The 25,238-nt window shown below is 66.4% G+C and carries 25 protein-coding genes and 1 tRNA gene; 14 read left to right on the top strand and 12 right to left on the bottom strand.

Features of this window, described 5'->3' with window-relative positions:
• Nucleotides 1-122: 122 nt before the first annotated feature.
• Nucleotides 123-1,346: a hypothetical protein gene (locus GTH33_RS10675; RefSeq protein WP_163958381.1), complete on the top strand. Its 1,224-nt coding sequence runs from the start codon at nucleotides 123-125 to the stop codon at nucleotides 1,344-1,346.
• 20 nt (nucleotides 1,347-1,366) lie between these two features.
• On the opposite strand, the gene GTH33_RS10670 is transcribed toward GTH33_RS10675, so the two are convergent.
• The 6 genes from GTH33_RS10670 to GTH33_RS10645 all read right to left on the bottom strand — a co-directional run bounded on the left by GTH33_RS10670 (nucleotide 1,367) and on the right by GTH33_RS10645 (nucleotide 7,456).
• Nucleotides 1,367-2,635, bottom strand: a complete 1,269-nt coding sequence (locus GTH33_RS10670; protein ID WP_163958380.1) for a Y-family DNA polymerase — start codon at nucleotides 2,633-2,635, stop codon at nucleotides 1,367-1,369.
• Nucleotides 2,632-3,057 (bottom strand): LexA family protein, encoded by a 426-nt coding sequence (locus tag GTH33_RS10665; protein ID WP_017980146.1) that lies wholly within the window; start codon nucleotides 3,055-3,057, stop codon nucleotides 2,632-2,634. The genes GTH33_RS10670 and GTH33_RS10665 overlap by 4 nt, the downstream gene beginning before the upstream one ends.
• Nucleotides 3,058-3,600: 543 nt before the next feature.
• A complete protein-coding gene (locus tag GTH33_RS10660; RefSeq protein WP_163958379.1) occupies nucleotides 3,601-4,266 on the bottom strand; it encodes a replication protein A in 666 nt (221 codons plus the stop codon).
• Between the two features lie 43 nt (nucleotides 4,267-4,309).
• Nucleotides 4,310-5,593 carry a tyrosine-type recombinase/integrase gene (locus GTH33_RS10655; protein ID WP_163958378.1) on the bottom strand — a complete coding sequence of 428 codons (1,284 nt, stop codon included), beginning with the start codon at nucleotides 5,591-5,593 and terminating at the stop codon, nucleotides 4,310-4,312.
• 160 nt (nucleotides 5,594-5,753) lie between these two features.
• A tRNA-Leu gene (locus GTH33_RS10650) sits at nucleotides 5,754-5,838 on the bottom strand.
• 109 nt (nucleotides 5,839-5,947) lie between these two features.
• Nucleotides 5,948-7,456, bottom strand: a complete 1,509-nt coding sequence (locus GTH33_RS10645) for a YifB family Mg chelatase-like AAA ATPase (RefSeq protein WP_163958377.1) — start codon at nucleotides 7,454-7,456, stop codon at nucleotides 5,948-5,950.
• Between the two features lie 128 nt (nucleotides 7,457-7,584).
• On the opposite strand from GTH33_RS10645, the gene GTH33_RS10640 reads away from it, so the two are divergent.
• The 8 genes from GTH33_RS10640 to dapE all read left to right on the top strand — a co-directional run bounded on the left by GTH33_RS10640 (nucleotide 7,585) and on the right by dapE (nucleotide 13,142).
• A complete protein-coding gene (locus GTH33_RS10640) occupies nucleotides 7,585-7,863 on the top strand; it encodes a hypothetical protein (RefSeq protein WP_163959921.1) in 279 nt (92 codons plus the stop codon).
• An 87-nt stretch (nucleotides 7,864-7,950) separates the two neighbouring features.
• Nucleotides 7,951-8,085, top strand: a complete 135-nt coding sequence (gene rpmH / locus GTH33_RS10635) for a 50S ribosomal protein L34 (protein ID WP_017978410.1) — start codon at nucleotides 7,951-7,953, stop codon at nucleotides 8,083-8,085.
• An 86-nt stretch (nucleotides 8,086-8,171) separates the two neighbouring features.
• Nucleotides 8,172-8,486, top strand: coding sequence for a ribonuclease P protein component (gene rnpA / locus GTH33_RS10630; protein WP_243848299.1), 315 nt, complete (start codon nucleotides 8,172-8,174; stop codon nucleotides 8,484-8,486).
• Nucleotides 8,483-8,695, top strand: a complete 213-nt coding sequence (yidD, locus tag GTH33_RS10625; protein WP_212592668.1) for a membrane protein insertion efficiency factor YidD — start codon at nucleotides 8,483-8,485, stop codon at nucleotides 8,693-8,695. The genes rnpA and yidD overlap by 4 nt, the downstream gene beginning before the upstream one ends.
• Nucleotides 8,696-8,714: 19 nt before the next feature.
• Nucleotides 8,715-10,421 (top strand): membrane protein insertase YidC, encoded by a 1,707-nt coding sequence (gene yidC / locus GTH33_RS10620; protein WP_163958376.1) that lies wholly within the window; start codon nucleotides 8,715-8,717, stop codon nucleotides 10,419-10,421.
• An 89-nt stretch (nucleotides 10,422-10,510) separates the two neighbouring features.
• Nucleotides 10,511-11,128 carry a ribosome biogenesis GTP-binding protein YihA/YsxC gene (yihA, locus tag GTH33_RS10615; protein ID WP_208404086.1) on the top strand — a complete coding sequence of 206 codons (618 nt, stop codon included), beginning with the start codon at nucleotides 10,511-10,513 and terminating at the stop codon, nucleotides 11,126-11,128.
• 228 nt (nucleotides 11,129-11,356) lie between these two features.
• Nucleotides 11,357-12,019: a glutathione S-transferase family protein gene (locus GTH33_RS10610; RefSeq protein WP_163958375.1), complete on the top strand. Its 663-nt coding sequence runs from the start codon at nucleotides 11,357-11,359 to the stop codon at nucleotides 12,017-12,019.
• A gap of 10 nt (nucleotides 12,020-12,029) precedes the next feature.
• Nucleotides 12,030-13,142, top strand: coding sequence for a succinyl-diaminopimelate desuccinylase (gene dapE, locus GTH33_RS10605; RefSeq protein ID WP_249054853.1), 1,113 nt, complete (start codon nucleotides 12,030-12,032; stop codon nucleotides 13,140-13,142).
• A 373-nt stretch (nucleotides 13,143-13,515) separates the two neighbouring features.
• On the opposite strand, the gene GTH33_RS10600 is transcribed toward dapE, so the two are convergent.
• From GTH33_RS10600 to GTH33_RS10590, 3 genes are all read right to left on the bottom strand, one after another.
• Nucleotides 13,516-14,040: a Smr/MutS family protein gene (locus GTH33_RS10600; RefSeq protein ID WP_163959913.1), complete on the bottom strand. Its 525-nt coding sequence runs from the start codon at nucleotides 14,038-14,040 to the stop codon at nucleotides 13,516-13,518.
• A 25-nt stretch (nucleotides 14,041-14,065) separates the two neighbouring features.
• Entirely contained in the window at nucleotides 14,066-15,427 is a 1,362-nt protein-coding gene (gene mltA / locus GTH33_RS10595) for a murein transglycosylase A (protein WP_163958373.1), read from the bottom strand.
• A 162-nt stretch (nucleotides 15,428-15,589) separates the two neighbouring features.
• Nucleotides 15,590-16,240 carry a Tim44/TimA family putative adaptor protein gene (locus GTH33_RS10590; protein ID WP_163958372.1) on the bottom strand — a complete coding sequence of 217 codons (651 nt, stop codon included), beginning with the start codon at nucleotides 16,238-16,240 and terminating at the stop codon, nucleotides 15,590-15,592.
• A 188-nt stretch (nucleotides 16,241-16,428) separates the two neighbouring features.
• On the opposite strand from GTH33_RS10590, the gene secB reads away from it, so the two are divergent.
• The 3 genes from secB to trpS are packed head-to-tail and all read left to right on the top strand — an operon-like array spanning nucleotide 16,429 to nucleotide 19,582.
• A complete protein-coding gene (gene secB / locus GTH33_RS10585; RefSeq protein ID WP_163958371.1) occupies nucleotides 16,429-16,953 on the top strand; it encodes a protein-export chaperone SecB in 525 nt (174 codons plus the stop codon).
• A gap of 24 nt (nucleotides 16,954-16,977) precedes the next feature.
• The gene (gene murJ / locus GTH33_RS10580; RefSeq protein WP_163958370.1) at nucleotides 16,978-18,555 is read left to right on the top strand and encodes a murein biosynthesis integral membrane protein MurJ; all 1,578 of its coding nucleotides are present in this window, start codon (nucleotides 16,978-16,980) and stop codon (nucleotides 18,553-18,555) included.
• A 10-nt stretch (nucleotides 18,556-18,565) separates the two neighbouring features.
• On the top strand, nucleotides 18,566-19,582 hold the full coding sequence (gene trpS, locus GTH33_RS10575) for a tryptophan--tRNA ligase (RefSeq protein ID WP_163958369.1): 1,017 nt from the start codon (nucleotides 18,566-18,568) through the stop codon (nucleotides 19,580-19,582).
• A 217-nt stretch (nucleotides 19,583-19,799) separates the two neighbouring features.
• Here trpS and dnaA read toward each other — a convergent pair whose 3' ends face one another.
• The 3 genes from dnaA to mutM all read right to left on the bottom strand — a co-directional run bounded on the left by dnaA (nucleotide 19,800) and on the right by mutM (nucleotide 22,850).
• Nucleotides 19,800-21,230, bottom strand: coding sequence for a chromosomal replication initiator protein DnaA (gene dnaA / locus GTH33_RS10570; protein WP_208404083.1), 1,431 nt, complete (start codon nucleotides 21,228-21,230; stop codon nucleotides 19,800-19,802).
• Between the two features lie 440 nt (nucleotides 21,231-21,670).
• On the bottom strand, nucleotides 21,671-21,934 hold the full coding sequence (gene rpsT, locus GTH33_RS10565; RefSeq protein WP_163958367.1) for a 30S ribosomal protein S20: 264 nt from the start codon (nucleotides 21,932-21,934) through the stop codon (nucleotides 21,671-21,673).
• Between the two features lie 100 nt (nucleotides 21,935-22,034).
• Nucleotides 22,035-22,850 (bottom strand): bifunctional DNA-formamidopyrimidine glycosylase/DNA-(apurinic or apyrimidinic site) lyase, encoded by an 816-nt coding sequence (gene mutM / locus GTH33_RS10560; protein ID WP_163958366.1) that lies wholly within the window; start codon nucleotides 22,848-22,850, stop codon nucleotides 22,035-22,037.
• 55 nt (nucleotides 22,851-22,905) lie between these two features.
• Here mutM and GTH33_RS10555 point away from each other — a divergent pair, with 55 nt between their 5' ends.
• Together GTH33_RS10555 and ubiB are read left to right on the top strand one after the other, a co-directional pair.
• On the top strand, nucleotides 22,906-23,652 hold the full coding sequence (locus GTH33_RS10555; RefSeq protein WP_163958365.1) for a class I SAM-dependent methyltransferase: 747 nt from the start codon (nucleotides 22,906-22,908) through the stop codon (nucleotides 23,650-23,652).
• A 49-nt stretch (nucleotides 23,653-23,701) separates the two neighbouring features.
• Complete coding sequence (gene ubiB, locus GTH33_RS10550; protein ID WP_163958364.1) at nucleotides 23,702-25,237, top strand: 2-polyprenylphenol 6-hydroxylase; 1,536 nt, start codon at nucleotides 23,702-23,704, stop codon at nucleotides 25,235-25,237.
• Nucleotide 25,238 lies beyond the last annotated feature (1 nt).

Here is a 25,238-nt window from a genome sequence, read left to right as displayed (position 1 = left end):
TTGCAGGAATATTCAACGGTCGGTAGGTTTCGCGCCACCTCCGCCACAAGCAGATAACGCTTTGTGTGACTTGCCGTTTTGAACTTGCGCTAAGCGCGTATCTTGATGTTTATCACGCAGTGATGGACGATAGAGATGAGAACACGCAGTTAGGGCAACTGCTTCGCAACCCCTGGTTCCAAGGCGCTTCTGCGCTTGGTGTACTATTAGGCATAGTTGGGTTTATCATTGGCCTCCCACCGGTCTCAGAGATCGCGTTTGGGAAAAGAATGTCATTAAAATTGGATGTGGTAAGCCAAATCCCGGTTTTCGCCGTTCGCCAACCTGTCCCAGGCCTTTCGGTGCAGCTCAATTCGCAGGATTTAACACAGTCAAAACGAGACCTTGTTGCGGTAAGATTAAGGCTTAGAAATGATGGCGAAATCGGAATAAATTCTCGGAACACGACACCTCAAGACCCCTTAGGGTTTACTGTTCGGGGTGGGGAAGTTGTTCGGCTATATGAGCGCGGCGCAACATCCGAGCATCTCCGCAAGTTGGGCATACCTGTTCGTTCGGGCGAGGCGTTTAGGTTGCCACCCGGCTTAATCATTGATCCTGCTGATTATTTGCAATTTGATCTTTTGATTGTGAGGCCAGTGAATGGCCAGTTATCTTTCCAAAGCCTTGGAAAAGTCGAGGGCCTACGTGAAATCGGGGTCGGTCGGACAGATATGACCAAACCCTCGCCCAGCGCGGCTTCAGTGGCTTGGTCCGGCGGATTATTGCCGCAATTGCTCAGAACAATCACATATCCGTTCATAGCGATCGCTATTTTAGGTGCATCGATAGCGAGCGGGTTTTGGGTTTCAACGGTGGCCAACAAAAGAAAGAAGCGACTTAGAAAAGCCTACGCCCGGGATGCGTCATTAATATGGGAAGAGGCGGACGCGAAAACGCGCAAATTGGTCACTGCGCTCTACACTGCAATCGGGCAACGCGGCCTCAACACCCTTACCGACAAAGAATTGGAAGCGGCAAAAAGAAAATCTCGAGAATCTAGGCAAAAAAAATTTGATAGATCAGGAAGGGCTGCGACAAGCGATTTCGAGATTTCTCAATGGATTGACGATTCATTGGAGGGGCCCGACATATCCTCAATGACAGCGGAGTCATTATTGTTCCGCCTTGGCATGCGAGATCCCGTCGACTTTTCTTTGGATGAGAAACTCCGTGAGGCCCTTGAATCATTTCAGGTTGCTCTTTCGAAAGCTGTTTCATCGAGCAAGCTAAAAAAATCAGAGCCGTCTAAGGAAGATTTATTTGTTACAGAGCATGGCATCACAGTTAGTAGGAGCTGGCCTTGAGCATATCTTGACTGGCATCTCTACGTCTTGACCAATGGCAAATCACTTAGACGCGTAGTCCATGCGGGCGACCGGCTATCAGCACGAAGCTTCCATTCACGTTTGAAGCCCTGCGATGCCGTCACCGCAGACCATTTTCCAAACCTACCGTTAATTTCATCCAGCGCTGACATCAGCCGTGCGCGGCGATCATCTGGCTCTTCGAACAGCGTGCGTGGGCGCAGCTCTGAGGCAACGAGGTTTTCCAGAATAACGCCGGCCTTGGTGAAGGCATAGCCATCGCGCCATGCGCGTTCGGCCCCGCGCCGCGCCGCGGCGATCAATTTCAGGCTGTCGGCCGTCATCGGATGCAGCGTCACGGCGCGCGAGGCGGCATATTGGGGCCGATCGGGGCGGTGGCGGTTGGTGTGGAAGAAGGCGGTAAGTCGGCCGGCAACGAGACCGTGCGCGCGCAATTTCTCGCCGGCGCGCATGGCATATTCGGTCAACGCACCCATGAGATGGTCGAACCGCGTCACGGGGGTGCCGAATGATCGGGTGACGGCCATCCCCTTGCGCTGCGGCTCGATAGCCTCGACCGCATTGGCGGCCTCCCCGCGCAGCTCGGCCACCAGCCGCTCCAATACGACAGTGCCGACGGCGCGGGCTTGTTTCATCGGCATATCGCGCAAGGCCGCGGCGGTGCGGATGTCGAGATCCAGCAGCTTCGTCGCCGTCGCGCGGCCGACCCCCCAGACGTCTCCGACCTCAATCACGTCCATGACTTTGCGACGCACGGCGTCGTCGCGCAGGTCCGCCACCCCGCCGAATCGCGGATCTGTCTTGGCGGCGCGGTTCGCCAGCTTCGCCAGCGTCTTCGTGCCGGCGATGCCGACGCAGGTCGGAATGGTCGTCCATTGCTGCACCTGGTTCCGCATCGCCTGGGCATGCGCGACCAGGTCGCGGTCTTCGAACCCCGCTAAATCGAGGAACGTTTCGTCGATCGAGTAGATCTCGAAGTCTCGCGCGAAGGCTTCGCAGGCGGCAATCACGCGGCGCTGCATGTCGCCGTACAGCGTGTAATTAGACGACAGAACGCGGATGCCGTGTCGGCGCACCATGTCGCGCAGGTGATGGATGGGATCGCCCATCTTGATGCCCAGGGCCTTCGATTCGGCCGAGCGGGCGATCACGCATCCGTCATTGTTCGACAGGACGACGACGGGTACGTCCTTCAGGCTGGCGTCGAAGGCGCGCTCGCACGAGACGTAATAGCTGTTGCAGTCGATCAGCGCGATGGGCGTGGTCACGACAGCCGGCGCGCGACCGCGACGACGACGCCCCAGATTTCGACATATTCGTCGACCAGGATGGGCGGATAGCCCTCGGCCTCGGCCACCAGCCAGTGTCGTCGGTCGATGAAGCGCAGCCGTTTGAGGGTGCGCTCGCCGTGGACCAGCGCCACGACGATCGAGCCGGGCCGCGCTTTCTTCGCGCGGTTGACGACGACCAGGTCGCCGTCGCTGATGGCGGCGCCCGTCATGGAATGGCCCTCGATCCGCATCAGGTAACTCGCGGCCGGATGTTCCATTAGATAGGCGCCGAGGTCGATCGGCTCTTCCATGTCGTCCTGCGCCGGCGAGGGGAAGCCGGCGGGGGTGCGCGTCAGGAAGAGCGATGCCTCACGGGGGATCAGCTCGAAAGGGACGTCGATGAGTCGGAGCGTCTGCATCCCGCAGCATGTAGCGCGATGCGGAACACAAAGGGAACGCAGATTTTTAAATGACGTCCTGCCCGACGCTATGACGGTCGCCGCTAAGCCCCGCAGGGCGCGATAGACGCGATGGTCGATCCGAACTGCTGCCCGGCCTGCGCTGCGCCCCACGGGGCACCGCCGGCCAGCAGCCGGCCGACCGCAGCCCGACCCTGCCACCCCGAATTACGCGCTTTTCCCCCCACCTCGCCCGCGCCCTTTTCGTGTCGCTTTTGGTGCAGTCATCGACGCCCAAGCGCCCCGGCCTCAATCCTAAGGTTTGGGGCTTATGAGGAATATCGATCACCGGTGCGTTTCGGTGCAGCGACGGGTCAAATCGAGCTGCGGCAGCGGTTGACAGGCGCCAGAATTCGCATGCTCCCCCTAGGGAGCCTCGGGGCCGCCCAAGCGGCCACGTCCGACAGCGGTCGCTTGACGCTGTCAGGGCATTGGCTCGGGGCCTAGGGGCTTGGTGAAGCAGCAAACAGCGCACGGCGTAGCCGTTCCTTTTATCTTTGATCCTTACAGGGCCTCTGTCTGTCCGCTCGGCGGATTTGCACCCTCAACGGCATCGCGGAGCCGTTCGAGGACAGCGCGCAATCCGGGGTCGGTAGCCTCGGCGATGACGTCGTTTACGGTACTGGTCTCCAGCTTGCGCTGACGGGCAAGCTTGTCGGCGACGGCGCGCACGAACTCCGTCGGACGGCGCAGCATGCGGCGGACGCGCTCCTTGGCCGTCGCCGGCGTCTGAAGGATGTAGGCGTTGGCGATCTGCTCGGTCTGCTGCTCGTCAGGCTCGGCATTCTCAATCGGCTGGCATCGCCGGATCCAGTCGAGGTAGCCATGCTCCTTGAGGCGCGTCAGCGCCGCGTGCACGGCGCTGCGCGATCGTCCTATGGCATCGGCGATCCAACGCACGGTCGGATCTAGGCGGCCGGTCTTCTTACCGCGGAGGCGCAGCAGGTAGCGATACACCTGCAACCCAACGCCGCCGATTGCACCATTGCGCTTTCCGGGGAGCTTCGTCTCACGCTCGAATTCCTCAAGATCCCGCATGCGTGCGTTGTGTTCCGACTTCGGGAACATGTTATGTTGCCGCCACAAGGCCATCTCCGCACCGCCGGCATTATGGCTGTTGCGACGCACCGGTTGGCCTGTGCGCTGGCGCAGCGGCTTGCCGCCGGCCACCTCATGAACCGACCGGGCGCTCACAGTGCGCCCCCGAGGCCCGTCAGCCGTGCTGTCGCAGCCCTTCCAGCAGACTGCGGGGCGGCGCGAGATCCTGCACCAGCATGTCGGCCCATTGCTGCGCCAGCTCGCGGCGCCGGGGCATGTAGGCGGCGCGGTTGTAATGCGCCTCGACGCCGCCCAGCACATGGGCCAGCATTAGTTCTACAATCGCCCGATCTGGGGCCACACCGGTGCCCCCGCGGCTGTGATACTCCCGCTCCAGCGCTTCGTTCATGATCGTTGAGAACGTGCTGCGCCATCCATGCGGCACATGCACGCCCGTGAAGCCCGCTTCCCGATACACCTTGCTGATGGTGCTGTCGCTCAGCGGCCGTCGAGGATGACGGATACTGCGAAAGATCACCGGGCCATTGCCCGAAAACGTCATCGCCAGCTTCACGACCTCCACGGCCTGCCGAGAGAGCGGCACGATGAAGTCGTAGGCCGCGTCGTTCTTCTGCTCCAGCACGAGCTTCATTTTCGCAGCCGGGATACGCCAGAGAGGCTCCGATCCGTCGAGCCCCTCGAATTCCTGCGGCGCCGCCATGCGCAGCACGCCCGATCGCACCGCGGTCAACGCGAGCAGTCGGGATGCAAGCTTCGTCAGCGGGTGCGCCGGCTGCTCTTCCACCTTTCGCAGGACGTTCCGCGCCGCCTCGATCGTCCGTACGGCAGGCTGCTTGCCCCGCAGTATCGGGGAAAGGCCCTTCTGCGCGACGGCCGAGGGATCGAGCTGCACAATACCCCGCCCGATCGCCATCGCGAAGACGTCCGATATCCGCTGTCGAGCGCGATGCGCTGTCTCGATCGCGCCGCGCTGTTCGACCGCGCGCAAGAGATTCGCCACCATCGGTGTCGTGATCGTGTCGATAGGCAGGTGCCCCAAGGTTGGAAAGACGTCGCGCTCCAGGCTCGCCTTCACGACCTTCGCGTGCCCCTTGGTCCAGATCGCAGCCTGGCTTTCCAGCCAATCCTCGGCAATCGTCCTGAAGGTCGCACCCATTCGCGCGATCTCGGCAGCCGCCCGCTGCACCTTGTCGATCGCCGGATCCACGCCGTTGATCAACTGTCGCGAAGCATCCTCGCGCATCATCCGCGCCTTGGCTGGCGTGATGCTGGGATAAGGTCCGAAGACCAGGCGCTTTTCTTTGCCGCCGATTCGATACTTCCAGCGCCAGCTTTTGAAGCCGGTCGGCGTCACGTACAGGTACAGCCCCTGCCCGTCCGCGAGCTTGTACGGCTTGGCCTTCGGCGGGGCTTTCTTGCAGGCGATATCCGTCAGCACCGAGTGCCCCCAGCCTGGGATAGCGGTGCCCCCAGAATGCCCCCAAAAAGTCTGCGCTGCATGGCGACGGTATGAGACGGCGTGAGACGGCCCGCAAGGGCGTAAATGACGCTAATCCCACCCCTTTCGGGACGGGATGAGACAGCGTGAGATCGGCGATTGGTGCCCCTGGCCGGACTCGAACCAGCATGCCTTGCGGCGTTCGATTTTGAGTCGAATGCGTCTACCAATTTCGCCACAGGGGCAGCGAAGCATCGCCCGATAGCGGGGCGGGCGGGGGTTCGCAAGGGCCGTCACCCATCCGCATACGTCGCCCGGTGAACCCGGCCAGCCACCGCGGGGCACGCGCCTGCGTCATGGAACCGGAGCGCGCCGACGGTAACTCAACGCTTCGGCAACATGCACGCGCCCGATCGTCTCGCTCCCGGCCAGATCGGCGATGGTGCGCGCCACCCGCAGCACGCGGGTATAGCCGCGCGCCGACATCCTCATCACCTCTGCCGCCTGCGCCAGCAGCGCGCATCCCGCCGGATCGGGGGTCGCGACACGATCGAGCAGCGCCCCGTCCGCCTCCGCATTGGTACGCGCCTCCTCGCCGGCATAGCGACCGGACTGGATCGCGCGGGCGGCGGCGACGCGCGCGGCGACCTGCGCCGATCCCTCGACCGGCGGCGGCAGGATCAGGTCAGCGGCACTCACCGCGGCGACTTCGACATGCAGGTCGATGCGGTCGAGCAGCGGTCCCGACACCTTCGCCTGATAATCGGCGGCGCAGCGCGGGGCGCGGGCGCAGGCAAGGCTGGCATCGCCCAGATGCCCGCACCGACACGGGTTCATCGCCGCGATCAGCTGCACCCGCGCCGGAAAGGTGACGTGCGCATTGGCGCGTGCGACGCTGACCACGCCCGCCTCCAGCGGCTGGCGCAGCGAATCGAGCACGGCACGCTGGAATTCCGGCAGTTCGTCGAGGAACAGCACGCCCAGATGCGCCAGGCTGACCTCGCCCGGCTTAACCTTCAGTCCGCCTCCGGTCAGCGCCGCCATCGATGCGCTGTGATGCGGGCTGCGAAAGGGGCGATTGCGCGTCAGCCGTCCACCGGTCAGCGTGCCCGCGACCGACTGCACCATCGACACCTCCAGCGCCTCGGCGGCATCGAGCGGCGGCAGGATGCCCGGCAGGCAGGATGCCATCAGCGACTTGCCCGCACCCGGCGGGCCGACCATCAACAGGTTGTGGCCACCGGCAGCGGCGATCTCCAGCGCGCGCTTGGCGACCTCCTGCCCCTTCACCTGGCGCAGGTCGGGGCCATGGCCGGCGGGCTCCACCGTGCCGGCGGCAGGTGGGGAAAGCAGGCCATGGCCCTTGAAGTGGTTGATGAGCGCCAGCAGGTCCGGCGCGGCGAGCACGTCGACCGACCCCGCCCAGGCCGCTTCCGATCCCTGCGCGGCGGGACAGACCAGCCCCCTGCCCTCGCCCGCAGCGTGCAACGCGGCGAGCAGCACGCCGGGCGACGGGGCGATGCGCCCGTCCAGGCCCAGTTCGCCGACGACGACATAGTCCGCCAGCGCCTCGACATCGATCACCGCCATCGCGCCCAGCAGCGCCAGCGCGATCGGCAGGTCGAAATGCGACCCCTCCTTGGGCAGGTCCGCCGGCGACAGGTTCACCACGATCCGCTTCGGCGGCAGCGCCAGGCCGAGCGCGGAGATCGCGCCGCGCACCCGTTCCCGGCTTTCCGCGACCGCCTTGTCCCCCAGCCCGACGACGATGAAGTTCGGCAGACCGGGGATCAGCTGCACCTGCACCTCGACCCCGCGCGCTTCCAGCCCCAGGTACGCCGCCGTCTGGACGATCGCCACCATGTCAGTCTCCTCATGTCACGCTGGCGTCACCACCGGGTCATAACGATATTCGCAGGGTGAGAAAGAGACCGTTTCGAACATTTCCTTGCCGTCTTGTACAAATAACACACCAGCCCCAAGTGAGCAGCATGCAGGATCGCCATCCCGTCAGTCGCGCGTTGCAGCTCGTGCTGGGCGGCCTGCTGATCCTCGGCGCCGCGGTCGTCGGGCCGCTGCCGGGACCGGGTGGCATCTTCCTGTTCGCCGGCGGGCTGGTGCTGATCCTGCGCAACTCGCGGCTGGCGCAGGTGAAGTTCGCCCGGGCCAAGCGTCGTTGGCCGCGGATCGGCGGCCTTGTCGACCGGACGATGCGGCGGCGGAGCGCGCTGCGCCGCCATGCCCGCGACAAGCGGCTGCGTTCGCGTTGACTTATCCGGCGCCTCTCGGTAAGCGCACCCCATCAAGGCCGTCCCGCGTGGCGGCCGTTTTCTATTCAGACGATCAGGGAATGAATCATGAAGCGGACCTTTCAGCCGAGCAACCTGGTGCGTGCACGTCGCCACGGCTTCCGCTCGCGGATGGCCACGGTGGGCGGTCGCGCAGTGATCCGCGCACGCCGGGCCCGCGGTCGCAAGAAGCTGTCGGCGTAATCCACACCCCCGCCGACAGCGCCGTCATCACGACGCTGTCGCTGCGCCGCGACTTCCTCGCGGCGAATGCGGGACGGCGCGCACCGATGCCGGGCTTCGTCCTGCTGGTGCGCGACCGCGAAGACGGTGACCCCGCGATGCGCGTCGGCTTCACCGTCACCAAGAAAGTCGGCAACGCCGTCGTCCGGAACCGCATGAAACGGCGGTTGCGGGCGTTGGCGCGTGAACTGTTGCCGGCGGGCGGCATCCGCGGCGCGGATCATGTGCTGATCGGCCGCGATGGCGGCATCGAGCGGGACCATGCCGCGCTGAAGGCCGAATTGGCCAAGGCGCTGGCAAAGATTGGCCGCGGCGAAAGCGCACCGTCACGACCGCGTCATCCCGGCAAGCCGAAACGGTGATCGCCCGCGCGCTGATCCTGCTGGCCCGCGGCTGGCAATTGGGACCGTCCGCGGTGTTGCCGCCGACCTGCCGTTACCAGCCGTCGTGTTCCGCCTATGCAATCACCGCCCTTCGCCGCTATGGCGCGGCGAAAGGGAGTTGGTTGGCGGTAAAGCGGATCGCGCGCTGTCATCCTTGGGGCGGGTACGGACCCGATCCCGTCCCTTGAGCCAAGACGGGGCAAGACCTTGAACAAAGAACGCCAGAATTTCGTCCTGTTCGCGGTCATCGCCGCGCTGATCCTGTTCGCGTGGCCGCTGATCCAGGGCAAGTTCTTCCCCGTGGCGAACCCCCCGGTGACGAAGATCGTCAACGGCAAATCGGTCCCCGTCGTCGCCAACAAGACCGCCGACCCCACTGCCGACACTCCCCGCGCGGTGCGCAACCGCCAAGTCGTGCTGGGCGAATCCCCGCGCGTCCGCATCGACACGCCGACGCTGCGCGGCTCGATCAACCTCAAGGGCGCGCGCATCGACGATCTGGTGCTGGTCAAGTACAAGGAAACGATCGCCAAGGATTCGCCGCCGATCCGCCTGCTGTCCCCCGCCGGCGCGCCCGAGGCCTATTTCGCCGGCTTCGGCTGGCGCGACGACGGCCTGAAGCCGCCCGCGGCGGACGCGGTGTGGACCGCATCGTCGCAATTGCTGGCGCCCGGTCGTCCGGTAACGCTCACCGCCGCAAACGCTACGGGTCAGCGCTTCGCGATCGAACTGTCGGTCGACGATCAATATATGTTCACCGTCAGGCAGACGGTTCAGAACGGCGGCGGCGCCCCGGTGCCGGTCGCGCCCTATGGCTACGTCAACCGCGTCGGCGTGTCGAAGGACCCCGGCACGTGGCAGATCCACACCGGCCCGATGTCCGTCCACGGCGGCGGTGCCGATTACGGCACCAAGTTCAAGGACCTTGACAAGGCGCCCGAGAAATTCACGACCACCGGCGGCTGGCTCGGCTTCACCGACAAATACTGGCTGACCGCGCTCGTCCCCGATCAGGCGGCGCAGTTCGACGGCCAGTTCCGCGCCGGCACCAACACCGCCTATCAGGCCGATTACGCCTTTGCGCCCAAGCTGCTGCCCGCCGGTCGCGCGATCACCCAGACCAGCCGCTTCTTCGCCGGTGCCAAGGAGGTGAAGGCCCTTCAGCATTACGAGAACGATGCCGGGGTCGCGAAGCTGGACAAGGCGATCGACTGGGGCTGGTTCGAGATCGTCGAAAAGCCGATCTTCACCTATCTCGACTGGCTGTTCCGGATGATCGGGAACTTCGGTGTCGCCATCATCCTGCTGACGCTGACCATCCGCGGCCTGATGTTCCCGATCGCCCAGCGCCAGTTCGCCAGCATGGCCAAGATGCGCGCGATCCAGCCCAAGATGAAGGCGATCCAGGAACGCTTCAAGGACGACAAGCCCAAGATGCAGCAGGAGGTGATGGCCCTCTACAAGACGGAGAAGGTCAACCCCGTCTCCGGCTGCCTGCCCACGCTGCTCCAGATCCCGATCTTCTACGCGCTGTACAAGGTGCTGATGCTGACGATCGAGATGCGGCACCAGCCGTTCGTCGCCTGGATCAAGGATCTGTCCGCGCCCGATCCGCTGACCCCGCTCAACCTGTTCGGCTATCTGCACTTCACCCCGCCGCACATGATCGCGATCGGCGTCGTGCCGATCATCCTCGGCATTTCGATGTACTTCCAGTTCAAGCTGAACCCGGCGCCGATGGACGACACGCAGAAGCAGGTGTTCGCGATCATCCCATGGGTGCTGATGTTCGTGATGGCGAGCTATCCGGTCGGCCTGCAAGTCTATTGGATCGCATCGAACTTCCTCGCGATCCTGCAGCAGCGAGTGCTGTATGCCCGCCATCCCGGCCTCAAGATCGCGGCCGCCAAGTGAGCGACGAGCCCCATCCGAACGATGCCGTGCCGGGCGAAGCCGTCCCGCACGACGTCGTCGCACCCGCCGGTGACGGGTTTTCGCCCGACCTGATCGAGCATGCCCGCAAGACCTTCGCCGGTCCGATCAGCTTCCTGAAATCCGCGCCTGCGCTGGAGCATCTGCCCGCGCCGATCGTGCCGGAGGTGGCGTTCGCCGGCCGTTCGAACGTCGGCAAGTCGTCGCTGCTCAACGCGCTGACCGGGCGCAACGGGCTGGCGCGGACGTCGAACACGCCGGGCCGGACGCAGGAGCTGAACTTCTTCGATGTCGGCCTGCCGCTGACCTTCCGGCTGGTCGACATGCCCGGCTATGGCTTTGCCAAGGCCCCCAAGGATGTCGTCCGCAAATGGCGTTTCCTGGTCAACGACTTCCTGCGTGGTCGCGACACGCTGAAGCGGGCGCTGGTGCTGATCGATTCGCGCCACGGCATCAAGGAGGTCGATCGCGACATCCTCGAGATGCTGGACAAGGCGGCGGTGAGCTATCGCCTGGTCCTGACCAAGGCGGACAAGGTCAAGGCTACCGAACTGGCCGACGTGATGGCCAGCGTCGCCGCGGAAGCACGCAAGCGCCCCGCCGCCCATCCGGACATCCTCGCGACATCCAGCGAAGGCGGCATGGGCATCCCCGAATTGCGCGCCGCGGTGCTCGAATCGATCGGCTGACCGCACCTGTTGGTCGGAACTCGCGATAAGGTATTGTAACCGGGCAAAAATCCGCCCGCCCTGTCCTGCACGACGGTAAGGCGCCATAGCCCGGCGGTGACGCGCGCCGCGCTCGATGGTCCGGAAACGGAAACCATCGGCGCGCAACGTTTCCGTACGAGTGCCCCACTTGTCCACGTTGCCGCTGCACGCTGGACCTCCCCGCGACCCGCCGCTACCCCGTCGTCCATGAAGCTCATCATCGGCAACAAGGCGTATTCCTCCTGGTCGCTGCGCGGCTGGCTGGCATGCAAACAGTCCGGCCTCCCGTTCGAGGAGGTGGTCGTGCCCCTCTACGATGCCGAATGGGATCGACGCCGCGAGGGCGCGGAATTCGCGCCGTCGTCGGGCAAGGTACCGATCCTTTGGGATGGCGATGCGGTGGTGTGGGACAGCCTCGCCATCGTCGACTATCTCGCCGACAAGGTCGGCCGCGACCGCTTCTGGCCGCAGGACGAGGCGCCGCGGGCGATGGCGCGATCGATGGCGGCAGAGATGCATTCGAGCTTCACCGCATTGCGCCGCAAGCATGCGATGAACATCCGCCAGGTCTTTCCCGCCACCCGCCCCGACGACGACGTGCTCGCCGACCTTGGCCGGATCATGGAATTGTGGGCGCAGGCCCGCGCCCGCTGGGGAAGCGATGGCGCGTTTCTGTTCGGCCAGTTCGGGGCGGCGGACATCATGTTCGCCCCTGTCTGCACCCGCATCATCTCCTACCAACTGCCGATCGCCCGCTTCGCCGCCGCCTATATCGATGCGGTCATCCAGCATCCCTGGATGCAGGACTGGATCGCCGGCGCGCAGGAAGAGGATTGGGTCATCCAGCAATACGAACAGTCGCCCGCATGAGCCGGCGCGCGTGATCGACGTCCTGGCGCTGGCCCAGGCACTGCTGCGGGCGGACAGCGTCACGCCGGCGCGCGGGCCGGTGTTCGACGTGCTCGAATCGGCGCTGGTGCCGATCGGCTTCGCGGTCGACCGCTTCGTCGTCGGCGAGGCGCCGGACGGCCCGGTCGAGAACATGATCGCGGTTCGTCCCGGCGCGTCGACGCACCTCGCCTTCGCCGGCCATGTCGACGTCGTCCCGCCGGGCGAGGGCTGGCACGGATCGCCCTGGTCGGGCGAGGTGCGCGGCGACCTGCTCTACGGTCGCGGCGCGGTCGATATGAAGGGCGCGGTGGCCGCCTTCGCCGCCGCCGCGTCCCGCACCGCCGGACCGACGCTCAGCCTGCTCATCACCGGTGACGAGGAAGGGCCGGCGACCTATGGCACCCCGCTGCTGATCGAGCGGCTAGCGGCGCGCGGGATCGCGCCCGACCTTTGCCTGGTCGGCGAACCGACCTCGGTGCGGCAGCTTGGCGACATGGTGAAGATCGGGCGGCGCGGCTCGGTCAACATCTGGATCGAGGTGCCGGGCCGGCAGGGCCATGTCGCCTATCCCGGCCTCGCCGACAATCCGGCGGGCAAGCTGGCGCGCGCGCTGGCCGCGCTGGAGGCGATGGGCCTCGACCACGGCAATGCCTGGTTCCAGCCCTCGAACCTCGAAATCACCGACATCGCCGTCGGCAACGCCGCGCACAACGTCATCCCCGCCCGCGCGACCGCCCGGCTCAACATCCGCTTCAACGACGAACAGCGTGGCGCCGACCTGGTCGACCGCGTGACCACCGTGGTGCGCGAATATGCCCCCGGCGCGATCGTCACAGGCAAGGTGTCGGGAGAGGCCTTCCTGACCGAACCCGGCGCCTTCACCGCGCTGGTCAGTGCCGCGATCGAGGCGCGCACCGGTATCGTACCCGAATTGTCGACTTCGGGCGGCACCTCCGACGCGCGCTTCCTCTCGAAACTCTGCCCGACGATGGAATTGGGCCTCATCAACGCGACGATGCACCAGATCGATGAGGCCGTCGCCGTCGCGGACCTCGAAACGCTGACCGCCATCTATGCCAACGTGATCGAACGGGTGGGCTAACTCGGGCCGGCCATCCCCCCATCGTCATCCCGGCGAACGCCGGGACCCATGGGCACGCTGGATTCACCGCATCACGGCTCGCCTGCCGATCGAACCATGCATCGCGGCCGTCGCCGGGATGACGGGCACAGATGCGACGACGTCGATGCAAACCGTCACGAAAGAGGGTGATTCACGCGGAGGCGCGGAGGCGCGGAGGTGTCGCGCCTAGCCGCAGGCGTGGCCCGTTCATCATGTCTGTCGGGAAGGCTGAAGACAGCCTGCGGCGCACCATCTCCACGCCTCCGCGCCTCCGCGTGAACCATCTTGCTACCGGCCGTCACGCCTCCGCGACACCGAACCCGGATGACGCGACCCTCGCAGCGCGACGCCGCTAACGCCCACGCCGCAGCACGATGTACAAAGCCCCCTGCCCGCCATGTCGCGGATGCGCGCCCCGGACGGCGGCGATCGCATCGGCATGGCGCGACGCGGCGAGCCAGTCGGCGATCGCCGCGCGGATGGCGCCGCGCGCGTGCGGACGTTCGCTCTCCGGGCGTGGCGGCTTGCCGGTCACCAGCAGCAGTACGCGGTCGCCACGCGCGATCGCACGCGACAGCCCGTCGTCCAGCATCGCATGCGCCGACGACAGCGTATGACCATGCAGGTCGATCGAACTGTCGGGGCTGACGATGCCGCGGGTCAGCCGCTTGTCCCAGCTGCCATCCAGCGTGTTCTGGCGCGGTGACGGTGGCGGCGGTGCCACGACCGGCCTGGCCGCGACCGCGCGACCCGCCGCGACGGCGCGCACCAGCGCCTTGGACGATTTGGTCGCCTTGACCGGTGCTTGTGCCGGCGGCGGCACGGCCGGGCGCGGGGCGGGCGGCGGCACCGCGCGCAGCGGCTTCACCGTCGCCATCACCCGCGCCCACAGGTCGGCTTCGTCAGGGTTGAGCTGGCGCACCTGTCCCCGTCTCGAACGATGGCACGGGCTGGTTGCCCTGTACCCGTGCCAATGTGCCGATCGGCAACAGCAGGAACGCGGTCCCACGCGCCGCCATGCCGCCCGCGGTGGCCTCCGCCACCGGGCCGGCACCCCAGAAGGTGTCGAAGCGGTTGCTGCCCTTGATCGCGCCGCCGGTGTCCTGCGCCACCCACAGGCCGGATGCATCCTGCCGGTCCATCGACAGGAACACCGGCGCGCCGAGCGGCACGTATTTGACATCGGCCGCAGCACTGACACCACCGTTGACCACATAACCCATCGCGCCGACCGGCGGCGTGTTCAGTTCGCGGAAGAACACGAAGCTCTTGTTCTCGGCCATGATCGCCCGGCCCTCGTCGGGGTGCGCGTGCAGCCAGGCGACGATCCCCCGCATGGATGTCTGGCCGGGTTGCAGCAGCCCCCGCGCCTTCATCAGCGCACCGATACCTGTATAGTCCCGCCCGTTCTGCGTGTCGTAGCCGACGCGCATGATCCCGCCATCGGGCAGCCGCAGTCGACCCGAACCCTGAATCTGGAGGAAGAACACCGCCGCTTCGTCCGCCCCCCAGGCGAGCACCGGCGCCTTGCCGTCCAGCACGCCCGTGTCGATCGCGGCGCGATCGTAATAGGGGATCAGATTGCTGCCAGACACGCGTCCGCGCACCTTCTTTCCCTTCAGCGCATCACTGAACTGGCCGAGATCGACGTCGATCAGGTCGTTTGGCCGCGCGTAGATCGGCACCGTATACCCCGGGCGCCGCTCACGTGAGGCGGCGATTTCCGGCTCGTAATACCCGGTCGCGAATGCCCTGCCGTCGGCGACCTGGACGGCCTCGAAATAGCTCGCAAAGAACGCGCGTGCACCGCCCCGCGCCACGTTGGCCGCCGCGCTGCATGCCGGTTGCCAGTCGCTGCCGCGGGTCAGGCCCGACGCATCGGTGCGCCGCATCAGGCCGGGACAACTCGACAGGAACGCCCGGCGCGCCGCCTCGGCCTGTTCGTCGGTGAACGGCAGGGTCGCGACCGACGGACCGGGAACGATGCCTGCCGTCGCGGCCGTGGTCGCTCCGGGGTTGGCCGGCACGGGGACCGCAAGCAGCGGCGTGGCACCCCTGATCTGTCCATCGAACGTGCGGCCACTCGCGATCTGCTGGCCGGCGGCCTGCTGACCCGGTGCCGCGGGCCGCGCGGTCGGCCGCACATATTGCCCGGCCGTCTGGCGTGGTGGTGGCGCTTGCGTGGAAAGGGGCACCACGCGACCACCGCACGCGCCGAGCGCCATGGCCAGCGCGATGCTGGCGATCGTACGTCTGCCGGTCATTCTTGATCCCCGTCTACCAGCATCGACGTCTGTTATCATCGATGTCTGCCCGCATGGATGGCCCGCATCGCCGCGGGCGCGTGGCGCCGGCTGTGCCGAAGCCGGCGGACGAGGACAAGCCGTTGTTTCACGACGGGCCGATAGTCGCCGAAAGCCGCGCGCCTATTCCTCGTCGGTGTCGGCCAGCTTCCAGTTGGGATCGCGGCTCTTCAACGTGCGGGCAAAGGTCCAGACGTCGTGGGTCTCGACCGCGTCGGTCAGCGATCCGGCAATCACGTTACCCTCCGCGTCGCGCGTCACCGCGGCGATGTCCGCATCGAAGCGCACGGTGATGCGTGCCTCGCGACCGTCCAGGCCAGCGTCGGCGATCACCGCGCGCTCGATCGAGATCAGGCGATTGTCGAGCGTCTCGCCGGCATCGCGCCGGGCCGCGATCGCCTCACCGAAGGCATGGGCGACATCGGGCTGCGCCAGTTCGGCCAGCGCCGCTTCGTCACCGGCCCAGAAGGCTTCCAGCGTCATGCGATACGCCGCCTGCGCGCCGCCCAGGAACTGGGTGACGTCGAAACCCTGTTCGCCGGCGATGATCGCCCGCAATCCGGCCTCGGCCCGCGGCTCGATGTTCCGGTTGACCGTTTCGCGCGCATCCGGCGTCGCATCGATCGTGCGCGGCGCGACGGGCAACGCCGTGGGACGATCCTCGGCGGCACGTGGCAACGGCTGCTGTTCGTGGCCGGTCCGCTTGCCGAGCACGCTGTAGAGACGGAGCGCCAGAAAGGCCGCCACCATCGCGAGAAGAACTACGTAGAACACCGTGCCTCCGATCTTGACCGATACATAGGCCGAAAGCCCCTGTTATTCAAACGACACTGTCATACCATGACACCCGGCCGACGTTGTAAGTGCGGACGGGCGCTGCTAGGCGCGGGCGCCATCGGCATCGAACGCCCGACGGGCTGCTTCGGTCCCCCTTTCTCCGCTCCACTCTCGAGGATCATATCATGGCCGACCAGGACAACGGCACCACGATCGACACCCAGCCGGCGACCAACGGCGACGACACCGCGCCCGCTGCCGGCCTGATCTCGCAATACGTCAAGGACCTGTCGTTCGAGAATCCGAACGCGCCGGCGATCTTCCAGAACCCCAACCCGCCCGCGATCGACGTGCAGTTCAACATCGGTACGGCGCAGGTCGGCGAAGAGGTGCACGAGGTGCTGCTGAAGATCGACGTCAAGGCGGATGCCGATGGCCAGACCGCCTTCATCGTCGACCTCACCTATGCGGGCCTGTTCGGCCTGCGCAACGTGCCGGCCGATGCGATCCAGCCGTTCCTGCTCGGCGAAGCGCCCCGCCTGCTGTTCCCCTTCGCCCGCCGCGTGCTCGCGGATTGCGTCCGCGACGGCGGCTTCCCGCCGCTGCTGCTCGAACCGATCGACTTCGCGCAGCTGTATCTCGCCCAGTCGCAGCAGAACGGGTCCGACCAGAACGGGTCGTTCCAGGTCAGCGACGTCGGCCACGCCTGATCCTCAGGGCGGGGGCGGACGGCTGTGAACCTGACCAAGGCGCTCGGCTCGGTCGGCGGGCTGACGCTCGCCAGCCGGGTGCTGGGGCTCGTGCGCGATTCGCTGTTCTTCCGTTTCGTGGGGGCAGGCTTCGCGTCGGATGCGTTCATGATCGCGTTCCGCCTGCCCAACCTCTTCCGTGCCCTGTTCGCGGAAGGCGCCTTCTCCGCCGCCTTCATCCCGATGTTCAACCGCAAGGTGGCAGAGGGTGACCGGACGGCGGAGGGGTCCGGCCTCGCCCACGGCATCGCCTTTGCCGAAGATGCCCTGTCGATCCTGCTGCCGATCCTCATCCTGATGACGGCGGTGATGGAGGTCGCGGCCTGGCCCGTCACCTATGCGCTTTCGGGCGGCTTCAACGGCGTCGATCCCAAACAGTTCGACTTCGCCGTCCAGCTGGCCCGGCTGACCTTTCCCTACCTGTTGTTCATCAGCCTGGTCTCGCTGCTCGGCGGCATCCTCAATTCGCTGCATCGCTTCTGGGTCAATGCCGCGGCGCCGATCCTGCTCAACGCGACGCTGATCGCGGCGCTGCTGTTCTTCCACGATACCGTGCCGCTGCTCACCGCACGCAACCAGGCGATCGCAGTCACCGTCTCGGGGGCGTTGCAGCTGTTGTGGCTGTGGTACGCGTGCCGCCGCGCCGGCGTGACGCTGCGGCTGAAGCTGCCGCGGCTGGGGCCGGACGTGCGGCGGCTGCTGGCGCTGATCGGCCCCGCCGCCGCCGGCGCGGGTGCCGTCCAGATCAACCTCGTCGTGTCGACCGCGCTCGCCGCGCGGCTGCTGCCGTCCGGATCGGTGTCCTACATCTATGCCGCCGACCGGCTCAACCAGCTGCCGCTGGGCCTGATCGGCATCGGCCTCGGCACCGTCCTGCTGCCGACGATCTCGCGCCTGCTCGGGCGCGGCGAGGAGGCGGCGGCGATGACCACCCAGAACCGCGGCATGGAACTGGCGCTGCTGCTTACCCTTCCCGCCACGGTCGCGCTGGTGATCTGCGGCACGCCGATCGCCGCCGCTTTGTTCCAGCACGGCAAGTTCGACGCCACCGACACCCATCTGACCGCGCAGGCGCTCGCCGCCTTTTCGATCGGCCTGCCGTCGTACATCCTCGTCAAGGTGCTGACGCCGGGCTATTATGCGCGCTCGGATACGCGCACGCCGGTACGCTATGCCACCATCTCGATGGGCGTGAACCTCGCGCTCAACCTCATCCTGATCGTGCCGCTGCGCCACATGGGTCCGCCGCTCGCCACCGCGATCGCCAGCACCGTCAACGTCGCGCTGCTGTACAGGACGCTGGTGCGACGCGGTCAGTTCACCCCCGATGCGCAGCTGAAGCGCCGCGCCCCGCGGCTGCTGGTCGCCGCGCTGGCGATGGGCGCGGTGATGTTCTTCCTCAACGACCTGTTCCAGCCCTATACCACCGCCGCCAACCTCGTCCGCTGGAGCGCGATGGCCGTGCTGGTCGGCACCGGCGCGCTGGTTTATGCGGCCGCGGTGTTCGCGACCGGCGCGCTCAGGCCGCGCGATATCCGCCAGCTCATCCGTCCCAGATCCTGAGGCTTCGCTTATGCCCGCAAAACGTGTCGTGTCCGGTATCAAGCCCACCGGCAACCTCCACCTCGGCAATTATCTGGGGGCGGTGAAGCAATGGACGGCGATGCAGGATCGGGTCCAGGCGGAGGGCGGCGAGACGATGTACTTCATCGCCGATCTCCACGGCCTCACCGAATGGATCGCGCCCGCCGACCTGCGCCAGCAGACGATCGAGATGACCGCGACGCTGGTCGCCGCCGGCATCGACCCCGACCGGTCGATCCTGTTCAACCAGGCCCGCGTGCCCGCGCACAGCGAATTGTCGTGGTTGCTCAACAACGTCGCGCGGGTCGGCTGGCTCAATCGCATGACCCAGTTCAAGGACAAGGCGGGCAAGAACCGCGAGGGCGCCAGCGTCGGCCTGTACGATTACCCGGTGCTGATGGCGGCCGACGTGCTGCTCTACAACACGACGCACGTGCCGGTCGGCGAGGACCAGAAGCAGCATCTCGAGCTGGCGCGGGACATCGCGACCAAGTTCAACACTGATTATGCGACCACGCTGTTCACCCTGCCGGAACCGCTCATCAGCGCCGCCGCGCCGCGGATCATGAGCCTGCGCGATGCATCGGCGAAGATGTCCAAGTCGAACCCGTCCGAGCAATCGGTGGTCAAGCTGGTCGATTCGGACGAGGTGATCGCCGACAAGTTCCGCAAGGCCAAGACCGATCCCGACCTGCTGCCCGCCACCATCGAGGAACTGGCCGACCGGCCGGAGGCTCGCAACCTGCTGACGATCTTCGCCGCCCTGGCGGATCGCACCCCGGCCGACGTGCTGGGCGATTACGCGGGCAAGGGGTTCGGCGCGTTCAAACCGGACCTCGCCGACCTCGCGGTGGCGAAGCTCGGTCCGATCCGCAACGAAATGGTGCGCCTGCTCGACGACCGCAGCGCGATCGACGCGATCCTGAACAAGGGCGCGGAAAAGGCGCGCGATCTGGCAGCCCCGGTGTTGCGCGGCGCGCAAGAGGCGATGGGGCTGGTGCTGTAACGGCCCAGGTCGAACGGCGACATTCGGCCGAAAAAGAAGACCACCCCGAAATCACCGTCACCCCGGACGTGTTCCGGGGTCCACCGCGCCGCGAGCCATATCCTTGAGCCTCTTGCCGCTAAGCTTGCCGCTCAGTGGCCCCCGGAACAAGTCCGGGGTGACGAGGTAAACCAAAGGCTGCGTTCCACGCCATAGTCTCAGTTTCGCCTGCGCAGGCTTACGCCTCCAGTTCGCGCATCAGCGTCCGCACAGCGCTATCGATGTCGCGGTCCTGATCGCGCAGTTCCTCGATCTTGCGCACCGCGTGGATCACCGTCGAATGGTCGCGCCCGCCGAACTTGCGGCCGATCTCCGGCAGCGAACGCGTCGTCAGGCGCTTGGCCAGATACATCGCGATCTGCCGCGGGCGGGCCACCGCGCGGCTGCGCCGGGCGGACACCAGGTCGAGCGGCTTCAGCTCGAAATGCTGGCTGACCAGCTTCTGGATCTCGTCGATCGTCACCCGGCGCTGGGCACCGCGCAGCACGTCGCCGAGCGTCGCGATCGCGAAATCCATGTCGATGCTGTCGCCGGTCAGCTGCGCATAGGCGACGACGCGGTTCAGCGCGCCTTCCAGCTCGCGGATGTTGGCGTGGATGCGCGCGGCGAGCAGGTCCAGCACTTCGGCGGGGACCTTCGCCTCCGGCAGGTCGCTGAGTTTCCTGTCCAGTATGGCACGGCGCAACGTCAGGTCGGGTGCCTTGATGTCCGCGACCAGCCCCACCGACATGCGGCTGACGATCCGCGCCTCGACGCCGTCCAGCGCCTGCGGACAACGGTCGGCGGAGATGACGAGGCGCTTGCCGGCGCTCATGATCTCGTTGACGGTGTGGAAGAATTCCTCCTGCGTCGCATCCTTGCCGGCGATGAACTGCAGGTCGTCGATCAGCAGCAGGTCGGCGCCGCGCAGCCGCTGCTTGAAACTGTGCGTGTCGCGCGCGCGCATCGCCGCGACGAAATCGAACATGAACCGCTCGGCCGACATGCAGATGACGGTGGCATCGGGATGTTGGGCCAGAAAGGCATGGCCGATCGCATGCATCAGGTGCGTCTTGCCCTGACCGGTACCGGAATGGAGGAACAGCGGGCTGAACCGCGGCACGCCCGGCTCCGCCAGCGCGCGCGAGGCGTTGAAGGCGACGCGGTTGGCGGCATCCACGACGAAGCGGTCGAAGGTGAAGCGGGCATCGAGCGGCGGGCGTTCGGCAGCGGGCTTCGCGACAACCGGCGTGGCCAACGGCAGCACGGCCTGGACGGCCGGCTGCGGCGCCGCCGCGACCGGTCCGGGCATCCGCGCTGCCGGTGCCTCGGCAGGCTCCGCGACCAGCTTGACCGGCGCCGGCGCCGCCAGCCGGGTCTCGATCGACACGCCGCGAACGTTGGGCAGCAGCGCCCGGAATTCGAGCACCAGCCGGTCGGCGTAATGATTGCGGACCCAGTTGGTCATGAACGCCGATGGCAGCGCCAGGCGAATCGTGTCGGCGTCGCCGTCCTCGATCAGGTCCATCGGCTTCAGCCATTGTTCGAACAGGCGGGCACCGGCGGATTCACGCAGGTTGCTGCGGACGCGAGCCCAGGCGCGCTGCGCCTCGCTCTCCGTCATCGCCATGGCCTGCTGATCGTTCAACGCACACGTCTCCGATGTCGGAACGACGGAATGTCGCGCCAACGGCTGTGTTCAGGACAGACAATTCCCCCCTCCGGCCAACGGCCGTTCGGCATGCCCACGCTGTTCAGGTCCCCGACCGCGATGAATATCGCTGCGGTGAAGGCGAGTTATGAAGCCTTGCCCGAGTCGATCAAGCCCCCGCCCGGTCACATTCCTGAAATAAACGGGATTGACAGCCCACGGGCCGCGGAAATGCGTCGAACAAAGTGACAAGTGCTTGAGAGAGAACGATTTTGCGAGTTCGACGCGAACATTGCACGGCACGAATCGCGGTGAGTCCTGCCTTTCCTCTTTTCGTTCTCATTTTGCCCGAAACGGACATCAAAAAACCCGCCGGGACTAGGTCCCGACGGGCTATGATACGTATCGCTGAACGCGTGTCAGGCGAGCGTCGTGACCGCCTTGGTCAGACGCGAGAACTTGCGGCTGGCGGTGTTCTTGTGGAGCACGCCCTTGGCGACGCCACGCTGCAACTCCGGCTGCGCAGCGGCCAGCGCGGTGGTCGCCGCAGCCTTGTCGCCCGAAGCAAGCGCCGCTTCGACCTTCTTGATGAAGGTACGGATGCGGCCGACGCGTGCACCGTTGATGTCGGCACGGCGCTGGTTGCGACGGATGCGCTTCTTGGCTTGCGGCGTATTCGCCATTCGGTACGTCCTTGCGAGTAATGTTGTCGATGTGAAGAGGCGCCGGGATCACCCTACGCCGTCTCGAAGGCAGCGCCCTTAGCGATTGCACGGGTGCAGGTCAACTCCGCTGGCACGTCGGACAATAGAAGGTGGACCGTCCGCTATCCACCCGCCGCCGTACCGTGCCACCGCAGTGGCAGGGCTCTCCCTCCCGGCCATAGACCAGGAACTGCTTGGAGAAATAGCCCAGTTCGCCGTCGGGCCGCGCATAGTCGCGCAACGTCGATCCGCCCGCCTCGATCGCTGCCAGCAACACCTCGCGTACCGCGACCGCCAGCCGTTCGAGCCGTGCCGGCGCGATCTGTCCCGCCGCGCGCGTCGGTGCGATCCGCGCGACGTGCAGCGCCTCGCACACATAGATATTGCCGAGTCCTGCGACGATGCGCTGGTCGAGCAGCATCGCCTTGATCGGGGCGATCCGCCCCTTCAACGCCTCGTGCAGATAGGCGCCGGTGAAATCCGGGCCGAGCGGTTCCGGCCCCATCGCCGCAAATGGCGCATAGGCCTCCAGCGCCGCCGTTTCGACCAGGTCGAGAAAGCCGAATCGCCGCGGATCGTTGAGCGCCAGGTGCCGCCCCGCCGCCGTCTCGATCAACAGGTGATCGTGGGCGAGCGGTTCGGCCGGATCGACCCGCCAACGCCCCGACATGCCGAGGTGAAAGATCAGCGTATCGCCGCGATCGGTGTCGATCATGCCGTATTTGGCGCGCCGCCGCAGCGTGGTCACCGTCGCCCCCGTCATCCGCTGGCGCAGGTCGACGGGGATGGCCTTGCGCAGGTCGGCGCGCCGCGGCTCGACGTTGGTCAGGCGCTGGCCGGCAAGGACGGGCGTCAGCCCGCGGACGGTGGTTTCGACTTCGGGAAGTTCTGGCACGCCCAAAAGCTAGGTTGCGTTTGCCCCGGCCACAAGCCGCCGCTAGGGCGGATGCATGACCGATACCGCCAGCACCGGAACCGTATCCTTCGGCTATGAGGACGTCGCGCCGGAGGAAAAGACCGCCCGCGTCGGCGGCGTCTTTTCCAGCGTCGCCAAGAACTACGACCTGATGAACGATGCCATGTCGGGCGGCATGCACCGGCTGTGGAAGGACCGCTTCGTCCGCCGCGTCCAGCCGCAGGAGGGGCAGCAGATCCTCGACATGGCGGGCGGCACCGGCGACATCGCCTTCCGCCTCGCGGCCGCAGGCGCATCGGTGACCGTCGCCGACATCAATCCGGCGATGCTGGAGGTCGGCATGGAACGCGCCGCCAAGCGCGGCGTCGACGGCCTGGTGTGGACCGAGGCCAATGCCGAGACGCTGACCTTCCCCGACCGGTTCTTCGATGCCTACACCATCGCCTTCGGCATCCGTAACGTCACCGACATTCCCAAGGCGTTGCGCGAGGCGCATCGCGTCCTGCGCCGTGGCGGGCGCTTTTACTGTCTTGAATTCTCGACCACGACCTGGCCGGGGTTCAAGGAGGTGTACGACAGCTATTCGCACCGGCTGGTGCCGAAGCTGGGGCAGATGCTGGCGCAGGACGCCGACAGCTATCGCTACCTGATCGAGTCGATTCGCCGCTTCCCCGACATGCCGACCTTCAGGGGCATGATCGCCGATGCCGGCTTCGTGCGGACAAGGGCGGAACCGATCCTCGGCGGTCTGGTCGCGATCCACAGCGGCTGGAAGATTTGATGGGTCCTGGTTGGGGTTGCCCGCAAGGTCGCACGTTGCGGGGCCGGGGGTGACCGCTTCCGTCGTCCATGTCTGGCGGCTGCTGAAGTGGGGCCGTATCCTCGCGCGGCACGGTGCGCTGCGCGGGATCGAGCGTGATCCCAATACGCCGGTCCCGGTCCGGCGGCTGGCGCGGATCGCGCGGTTCGGCGCGCGGGTACCCAAGGTGCCGCGCTACGCCGATGCGTTTCAGGCGATCGGCCCCGCGGCGATCAAGCTCGGCCAGACGCTCGCCACCCGACCCGATCTCGTCGGCGATGTCGCGACGCAGGACCTGCTGCGGCTGCAGGACCAGTTGCCGCCCGTCCCTTATGCGACAATCGCCGCCGCGATGGAGGGCAGTTTCGGCCGCCCGCCATCCGACCTGTTCGCCAGTATCGAGGAAGTGCCGGTCGGCGCCGCATCGATCGCGCAGGTCCATCGCGCGGTCACCACCGATGGCCGCACCGTCGCGGTCAAGGTGCTGCGGCCCGGCGTCGAGGCGGATTTCACCCGCGCCATCGCCACCTACGAATGGGCCGCCGCGCAGCTGGAGGGGATGAGCGTCGAGGCGCGTCGCCTGCGGCCGCGCCTGACCGTGGAGAATTTCAAGCGCTGGACCGCGCGCGAACTCAACTTCCGGCGCGAGGCGGCGTCTGCCTCCGAACTCGCCGAATCGATGACGGCCGAGCCGGACTTCATGGTCCCCGCGATCGACTGGCAGCGATCGACCGCGCGCGTGCTCACGGTGGAATGGGTCGACGGCATCAAGCTGTCGGACCGCACCGCCCTGATCGCGGCGGGCTACGACCTGCCCCGGCTCGCCAACACGCTGGTGCAGGCCTTCCTGCGCCAGGCGATCGCGGAAGGGTTCTTCCACGCCGACATGCATCAGGGCAATCTGTTCGCCCTGCCCGGCAACAAGATCGCCGCGATCGACTTCGGGATCATGGGCCGGATCGACCGGCGCGCGCGGGTATGGCTGGCCGAGATTCTCTACGGCCTCATCACCGGCAATTACAAACGCGTCGCCGAAATCCATTTCGAGGCGGGCTACGTCCCCAGCCATCACAACGTCGCCGAATTCGCCACGGCCCTGCGCGCGGTGGGCGAACCGATGCGCGGCCTGCCGGTCAAGGACATGTCGATCGGCATGATGCTCGACGGGCTGTTCAGCATCACCCGCGATTTCGACATGGTGACGCAGCCGCACCTGCTGCTGCTCCAGAAGACGATGGTGATGGTCGAGGGCGTCGCCACCGGGCTCGATCCCGACATCAACCTGTGGGAATCGGCGGCGCCGTTCGTGCGCGAATGGATCCGCACCGAACTGGGGCCGGAAGCCGCCATTGCCGATCGCCTGATCCAGGACGTGCGCACCCTCGCCGGCCTGCCCGACCTGATCCGCCGGATCGAGGCGCGTTATCCCGCGCCCGGCGGCGAGCCCCCCGCCCCGCCGCTGCGCGAGATCGAGGTGGTGCGGATCGGCGGCGGCTGGCGCTATGCCGCGGTCGCCCTGGTCACCGCGCTCGCCAGTGTCGCTGCGACCTGGCTGATCGTCCACTAGC

Source organism: Sphingomonas insulae (assembly GCF_010450875.1).
Classification (GTDB): domain Bacteria; phylum Pseudomonadota; class Alphaproteobacteria; order Sphingomonadales; family Sphingomonadaceae; genus Sphingomonas; species Sphingomonas insulae.
Note: the sequence above shows the minus strand (reverse complement) of the source record. Positions and strands in the feature narration are given on the sequence as shown.

Bases quoted from the DNA above. Each gene is read 5' to 3' on its own strand.
- GTH33_RS10645 (WP_163958377.1), bottom strand. From the start codon at position 7,456: ATGGTGGCGATCGTCCAGACGGCGGCGTACCTGGGGCTGGAAGCGCGC.
- GTH33_RS10665 (WP_017980146.1), bottom strand. From the start codon at position 3,057: ATGCAGACGCTCCGACTCATCGACGTCCCTTTCGAGCTGATCCCCCGT.
- GTH33_RS10600 (WP_163959913.1), bottom strand. From the start codon at position 14,040: ATGGCGACGGTGAAGCCGCTGCGCGCGGTGCCGCCGCCCGCCCCGCGC.
- trpS (WP_163958369.1), top strand. From the start codon at position 18,566: ATGCCCGCAAAACGTGTCGTGTCCGGTATCAAGCCCACCGGCAACCTC.
- GTH33_RS10640 (WP_163959921.1), top strand. From the start codon at position 7,585: ATGCAGGATCGCCATCCCGTCAGTCGCGCGTTGCAGCTCGTGCTGGGC.
- mltA (WP_163958373.1), bottom strand. From the start codon at position 15,427: ATGACCGGCAGACGTACGATCGCCAGCATCGCGCTGGCCATGGCGCTC.
- secB (WP_163958371.1), top strand. From the start codon at position 16,429: ATGGCCGACCAGGACAACGGCACCACGATCGACACCCAGCCGGCGACC.
- dnaA (WP_208404083.1), bottom strand. From the start codon at position 21,230: ATGGCGATGACGGAGAGCGAGGCGCAGCGCGCCTGGGCTCGCGTCCGC.
- rnpA (WP_243848299.1), top strand. From the start codon at position 8,172: ATGCCGGGCTTCGTCCTGCTGGTGCGCGACCGCGAAGACGGTGACCCC.
- GTH33_RS10675 (WP_163958381.1), top strand. From the start codon at position 123: ATGGACGATAGAGATGAGAACACGCAGTTAGGGCAACTGCTTCGCAAC.
- rpmH (WP_017978410.1), top strand. From the start codon at position 7,951: ATGAAGCGGACCTTTCAGCCGAGCAACCTGGTGCGTGCACGTCGCCAC.
- GTH33_RS10555 (WP_163958365.1), top strand. From the start codon at position 22,906: ATGACCGATACCGCCAGCACCGGAACCGTATCCTTCGGCTATGAGGAC.
- GTH33_RS10610 (WP_163958375.1), top strand. From the start codon at position 11,357: ATGAAGCTCATCATCGGCAACAAGGCGTATTCCTCCTGGTCGCTGCGC.
- rpsT (WP_163958367.1), bottom strand. From the start codon at position 21,934: ATGGCGAATACGCCGCAAGCCAAGAAGCGCATCCGTCGCAACCAGCGC.